The organism is Kitasatospora sp. NPDC057500, from assembly GCF_042802195.1.
GTDB lineage: Bacteria > Actinomycetota > Actinomycetes > Streptomycetales > Streptomycetaceae > Kitasatospora.
Genome location: NZ_JBHVER010000318.1, coordinates 1 through 5,904, shown reverse-complemented (window position 1 = coordinate 5,904; position 5,904 = coordinate 1). Strand labels below are relative to the sequence as shown.

The window sequence follows — 5,904 nt, the reverse complement described above, 5'->3', positions numbered from 1 at the left end:
CCTCCGGCACTGGCGGGCGGCCGGTCAGGCCTCGCGGCTCAGCATCGCGTCCACGGCCCGGGCGGCGGCGCGGCCGTCGTCCAGGTCGCAGTACGCGGCGCGGAACGCCGCGTACTTCCCGGCGTACTCGGCGGCGACCTCGTCCACCCGGCCGAGCGCCGTGACCAGCTCCTCCGAGGTGGCCAGCAGCGGGCCGGGCGCGTCCGCCTCGAAGTCCAGCGAGAAGCCGCGCAGGTTGTCGCGGTAGTGCGCCAGGTCGTAGGTGAAGAACAGGATCGGCTTGCCGGTCGCGGCGAAGTCGAAGGTCGACGCCGCGTAGTCGGTCACCAGCACGTCGGCGACCAGCAGCAGCTCGGCCATGTCCGGGTAGCTGCTGACGTCCCAGACGTAGCCGTTGCCGGCCTCGGCGATCTGCTCGCGGACGTTGGCGTGCCGGCGCACCAGCAGCACCTGGTCCTCGCCCAGCGCGGCCTGCGCCGCGGCCAGGTCCAGCTGGAGGTTCAGCTGGTAGCCGCCGTAGTGGCGGCGCCGGTCCTCGCGCCAGGTCGGCGCGTAGAGCACGACCTTCTTGCCCTCGGGCAGGCCGAGCCGCTCGCGCACCCGCTCGGCGGTCTTCTCCTTGTCCGGGGAGAAGAACACGTCGTTGCGCGGCAGGCCGCTCTCCAGGATCTCGCCCTTGAAGTCGAAGGCGCGGCGCAGCACCGGGGCCGCCCAGGTGCTGCCGGCCAGCAGGATGCTCCAGTTCGGAACCTCCTTGACGAGCCCCTTCAGGTAGTGCGCGTCGGTGAACCAGACCTTCTCGAAGTCGTGGCCGAGCTGCTTGAGCGGCGAGCCGTGCCAGGTCTGCAGGACGATCTGGCCGGGCCGGCGGACGAAGAAGTCCGGCAGGTGCGCGCTGGTGACCACGTACTTCGCGGTGGCCAGCGCCTCGAACCACTCCGGGCTCCAGAGCCGGACGGCGCCGGCCGACTGCGGCAGGTCGGCCTGGAGGTCGTCGGTGCCCCACAGGTGCTCCAGCGGCAGGCCGCGGCGGACCAGCTCCTCGTGGATCGCCCGCGGCGAGTCCGCGTAGAGGCCGCCGAGCGCGACGTTGTAGAGCACGGTGTCGCGCAGCGGCTGCCGGCGGGCGGCCGGGTAGTCGACGGTCCGCAGCTGGCGCTGGCGCCAGCCGCTGCGCTCCTCCGGAAGCAGTATGTTCTCCGACTCCAGCTGAAGGCCGTCGTGGTGGCGGCGCTCCAGCACGATCCGCTTGCCGCGGGCCTCCACCTCCAGCGGCAGTGCGCTCCAGCACTCGGGCGAGATCAGCGCGTAGTTGGCCATGTCCGGGTGGTAGGCGACGCCGACCGGGCGGAACGAGATGTTCCAGCCGCCCTGGGCCAGCGGCACGTTGCCGGCGAAGGACGCGGTCGGCACGGCGGGCAGCGTGGTGCGGAACCGGCCGTCGGCGATCTCCACCGGGTAGACGTGCTGCTCCTCGCCCCAGTGGTGGCGGGCCACCAGCTCCCAGCGGTGGGTGCCGGGCAGCGGGAAGGTGCCGCTGAGCAGGAAGCCGTCCGCGCCGCGCGCGGTGACCTGGTGCACTATCGGCTGGAGCAGCTGGTCCAGGAACTGGAGGTAGCCGCCGGGGGAGGGCTTGGTGTAGAGGGCGCGCCGCCGTACGGGCTCGGCGTCCGCGTCGAGGACCAGGTTGAGCTGCTCCGGCGCGTTGCGGTCGTCCCAGGCGAGCGGCACGACGGTGCCGTCGGCCAGCACCAGGCTGGTGTCCCAGCGGTCGCGGGCGCGCTCCTCGGCGAGCGGGTCCAGCTCGGCCCAGCTCTCGCGCACCTCGGTCAGCTCCGGGACCGGGAAGGAGGCGCGGAACTGCTGGAGGCCGCCGACCGGGGTGCCTGCGTCCACCGGGAAGAACAGCTCGCGCTCGGACTCGACGTGGGTGAGCCGCAGCTTCGCCCAGGCCAGCCGGACGCCCGAGCGGGCCGCGCCGGACACCTCGACGGTGTCGCCCTGCGCGGCGAGGCCGGTCACCCGCACCCGCACGTTCTCCACCCGCAGGTAGACGCTGCCGTCACGGACGAACGGCACGATCCGCACGTCCGGCTCGACCCAGTGCGAGGGGAGGTAGATCGCGCTGTCCGCCCAGCCGGCCCAGATCCGGCCCTTGTAGACGCCGCCCTTGCCGGCGCCGGCGACCAGGACGCGCCAGTTGCCGTCCTTCCACTGGCCGCGGTGCTTGAGCTTCTCCGGGTCGACGGCGACGGTGAAGCCGGCCCAGTCGCAGTTGTAGAGGTCGTGGTGGTTGGTGGCGGTGGCCTCGGGGCTGTACTGGGTCTTCATCGGCACCGCGATGACCCGGCGGCCCTTGGCCTCGCGCAGCACCAGGGTGCGGACCATGTCGTGCTTGTTGGCCGCGCCCAGCTGCTCCGGGTACGCGTGACCGGTCAGCCGCAGCCGGCCGCCCTCCCAGCGCGACTCGTAGAGCCGGCTGCGGATGACGGTGGAGTTGCGCAGGCTGAGCAGGCCCGGCGGCACGCTCTTGCGGCCGCCGCGCAGGAACGGGTAGTCGGCGTACGGGCGCAGCAGGCCCTTGGCGATGACGCCGCCGTTGCTCTCGCCCTCGTACTTGATCTGCTCGACGAACTCGTCGATCCGGCCCTGCAGCGTCAGGTGGTACTTCAGGCGCAGCGGCGCGCGCAGCTTCTTGACCTGCTCCGGGCCGATCGAGCGCAGCAGCCGGCTGACGCAGCGGATGTAGGCCTCCCGGTACTCCTTGTCGCCGTCCACGACGGACCAGAAGAACATCGGGATCTCCTCGACGAGGGTGTTCTCGTCGTAGGACTTCAGGTACTCGGCGAAGCGCGGCTCGGTCTGCTTCTTCAGCCAGCCGCGGACCAGCTCGACCGAGGTGACGCGGTCGATCAGGCCCTTCGGGTTGGTGCGCATCTGGGTGATCGACATCTCGCCGACCTCGCGCTCGCGCCAGTGGTAGATCGGCTCGGAGAGCACGTCCACGCTCTTGGCGAGGTAGTGGTGCGGCACGCTGACCGGGGCGTCCTCGTACAGGATGCCCTCGGGGTAGAGGATGCCGGCCGCGTCGAAGAAGGAGCGGCGGTACACCTTGTTCCACGCGGTGCGGTCGGTGACCAGCGACGGGATCTCGGTGATGTGCGTCTTCAGCACCGTCTTGGCGAACGGGCGGCTGTGGCCGCCGGACTGGTAGTAGCCGATCGCGCGGAACCGCAGCACGTTGCCGGTGGCGAAGTCCGAGCCGGTCTCGTCCAGCGTGTTGATCATCAGCTCGTACGCGCTGGGCGGCATCGAGTCGTCGCTGTCGACGAAGCAGAGGAACTCGGCGTCCGGGTCGATGTGCCGGATGCCGGTGTTGCGGGCCGCGCCGAGGCCCTTGTTGACCTGGCGGACCAGCCGGAATCGGGAGTCCTTGGCGGCGTACGCCTCGGCGAGGGCGGCACTGTTGTCCTTCGAACCGTCGTCGACCATGACGCACTCGAAGTCCGTGAACGTCTGGGCGGCGATCGAGTCGAGGCACTCCACGAGGTAGCGCTCGACGTTGTAGATCGGGACGACGATGGAGAGGCGGGGAGCCATCGGCTACGCAGGCCTTTCTCGGGAAGGAGCGTGGCAGCCCGGTTCGGGGTCTGACCGCACTTTGATCGGTGCGTACGTGCCCGTCGATCCTACCGTCCGCCCAAAAGGCCCGCCGGGGCCCCGGTCCGCCGCCCCCACTACCCTGGGGCCATGCCCCGCTTCAGTGTGATCGTCCCGGTCTTCCGCGTCGAGGAGTACCTCCCCGAGTGCCTCTCCTCGGTGCTCGGCCAGGACGGCCCGGATTTCGAGCTGATCGCGGTGGACGACCGCTCCCCGGACGGCTGCGGCGCCCTGCTGGACGAGGCCGCCGCCCGCGACCCCCGGGTGCGGGTGCTGCACCTGCCGGAGAACGTCGGCCTCGGCCGGGCCCGCAACGCCGGCCTGGCGGTCGCCACCGGCGACTACGTGCTCTTCCTGGACAGCGACGACACCCTGACCCCCGGTCTGCTGGAGGCGGTGGACGAGCGGCTGCGGCAGGGCGGCGACCCGGACGTCCTGGTCTACGACTACGCCCGCACCTACGCCGACGGCCGCATCGTGCCGGCCGCCTCGGCCAAGGTCTTCGGCGCCCCCTCGCGCGACGTCTTCGACCTCGCCGACCGCCCCGACCTGCTGGAACTGCTCCAGGTGGTCTGGAACAAGGCCTACCGCCGCGACTTCGTCACCGCCCAGGGCCTGACCTTCCCGGCCGGCTACTACGAGGACACCCCCTGGACGTACCCGGCGCTGCTCGCCGCCCGGAGCATCACCCTGCTCGACCGGGTCGGCGTCCACTACCGCCAGCGCCAGGAGGGCGGCAACATCCTGGCCACCGCGAGCCGCAAGCACTTCGACGTCTTCGGCCAGTACGACCTGGTCTTCGCGTTCCTGGACGGCCGCCCCGACCTGGAGCGCTGGCGCCCGGTGGTCTACGGCCGGATGCTGCACCACCTCAACACCGTGGTCTCCCGGCCCGGCCGGGTGCCGCCCGGCGACCGCCGGGAGTTCTTCCGCCGGGCGGCCGGGCACTGCGCCCGGCTGCGCCCGGCCGGCTACCGGCCGCCCGGCGGGGTGGCCGGGCTGCGCACCGAACTGCTCGGCCAGGGCCGCTACACCGCCTACCAGGCGGTCCGGGCGCTGGCCCGGGCCCGGCGGATGGTCCGCCGCTGAGCCGTCCTGCGGGGCCGCCCGCCGAGCCTGACGCCCGTTCGGGGGACACGCGGGTATAACCGGACGGTGGACTTCCTGACCCGCCTTCCGGTGATCGGCCCGCTCGTCGCGCGGGTGCTGCGCAGCCGCCCGTACCGCGCCTACCAGCACTTCGCCGCGCTGCGCGGCAACCGGCTGGCCGGCGCGGTCACCTTCTTCGGCTTCCTCGCGCTCTTCCCGCTGCTGACGGTCGCGCTGGCGATCGCGGTCGCCACCCTCAGCGACAGCCGGGTGGAGGACATCCAGCACCGCATCTCCGACCAGCTGCCCGGCATCTCGGACGCCCTCAACCTGCCCTCGCTGGTCGCCAACGCGGGTGCGGTCGGCCTGGTCAGCGGGGTGCTGCTGGTGCTGTCCGGGCTCGGCTGGGTGGACACCATGCGGACCTCGATCCGGGACCTGTGGCAGCTGCCCGACGAGGAGGGCAACCCGCTGCTGCGCAAGGCCTGGGACTTCGTGGTGCTGGGCGGTCTGGGCGCGGTCTCGCTGGTCTCGCTCGGCGCCTCGGCCGCCGGCACCACGCTGGCGGGCCGGATCGCCGACTGGATCGGCCTGGGCTCGGCCGGCTACCTGCTCACCGCGGCCGGCCTGCTGGTCGCGGTGGCCTCGGACATGCTGCTCTTCGCCTATCTGCTGGCGCCGTTCCCGCGGATCGGCCACCAGCGCCGGCGGGACGTCCTCCAGGCCGCGCTGATCGGCGCGGTCGGCTTCGAACTGCTGAAGATCCTGCTCTCCTCGTACCTCGGCTCGGTCGCCGGGCGGAGCCTCTACGGCGCGTTCGGCGTGCCGGTGGCGCTGCTGCTCTGGATCAACTTCGTCTGCCGGCTGCTGATGTACTGCGTCGCCTGGACCGCCACCGCCGACCCGGAAGCGGCCCGGGAACGGGCCCGGGAGCGCGCCCGGGCGCTGGTCGAGGCCGCCGACGAGGAGGCGGGCGAGGCGGCGCGGGACCGCTCCGGGGAGGAGTGAGCGCGGGGCTCACCCGCCGGCGGTGCTCCGCCGCCTGAGCAGCAGCAGGACGCCCGAGCCGCCCGCCGCCAGGGCCAGCCCGACGGCGACCCAGCCCGTCGGCCCGAGCGCGCCGCCGCCCCCGCCGTCCGCGGCGGCCCCACCGGC

The 5,904-nt window shown here is 72.6% G+C and carries 3 protein-coding genes; 2 read left to right on the top strand and 1 reads right to left on the bottom strand.

The annotated features are described in order from the left end of the window. Positions 1 to 24 precede the first annotated feature (24 nt). Positions 25 to 3,600 (bottom strand): CDP-glycerol glycerophosphotransferase family protein, encoded by a 3,576-nt coding sequence (locus ACFU74_RS35440; RefSeq protein ID WP_380764252.1) that lies wholly within the window; start codon positions 3,598 to 3,600, stop codon positions 25 to 27. 150 nt (positions 3,601 to 3,750) lie between these two features. Here ACFU74_RS35440 and ACFU74_RS35435 point away from each other — a divergent pair, with 150 nt between their 5' ends. Further along, the gene (locus ACFU74_RS35435) at positions 3,751 to 4,749 is read left to right on the top strand and encodes a glycosyltransferase family 2 protein (RefSeq protein WP_380764251.1); all 999 of its coding nucleotides are present in this window, start codon (positions 3,751 to 3,753) and stop codon (positions 4,747 to 4,749) included. A 66-nt stretch (positions 4,750 to 4,815) separates the two neighbouring features. After that, a complete protein-coding gene (locus ACFU74_RS35430) occupies positions 4,816 to 5,757 on the top strand; it encodes a YihY/virulence factor BrkB family protein (RefSeq protein ID WP_380764250.1) in 942 nt (313 codons plus the stop codon). Positions 5,758 to 5,904: the final 147 nt, after the last annotated feature.

Excerpts from the sequence above, each read along its gene's own strand:
- ACFU74_RS35440 (WP_380764252.1), bottom strand. The coding sequence starts at position 3,600 with ATGGCTCCCCGCCTCTCCATCGTCGTCCCGATCTACAACGTCGAGCGC.
- ACFU74_RS35435 (WP_380764251.1), top strand. The coding sequence starts at position 3,751 with ATGCCCCGCTTCAGTGTGATCGTCCCGGTCTTCCGCGTCGAGGAGTAC.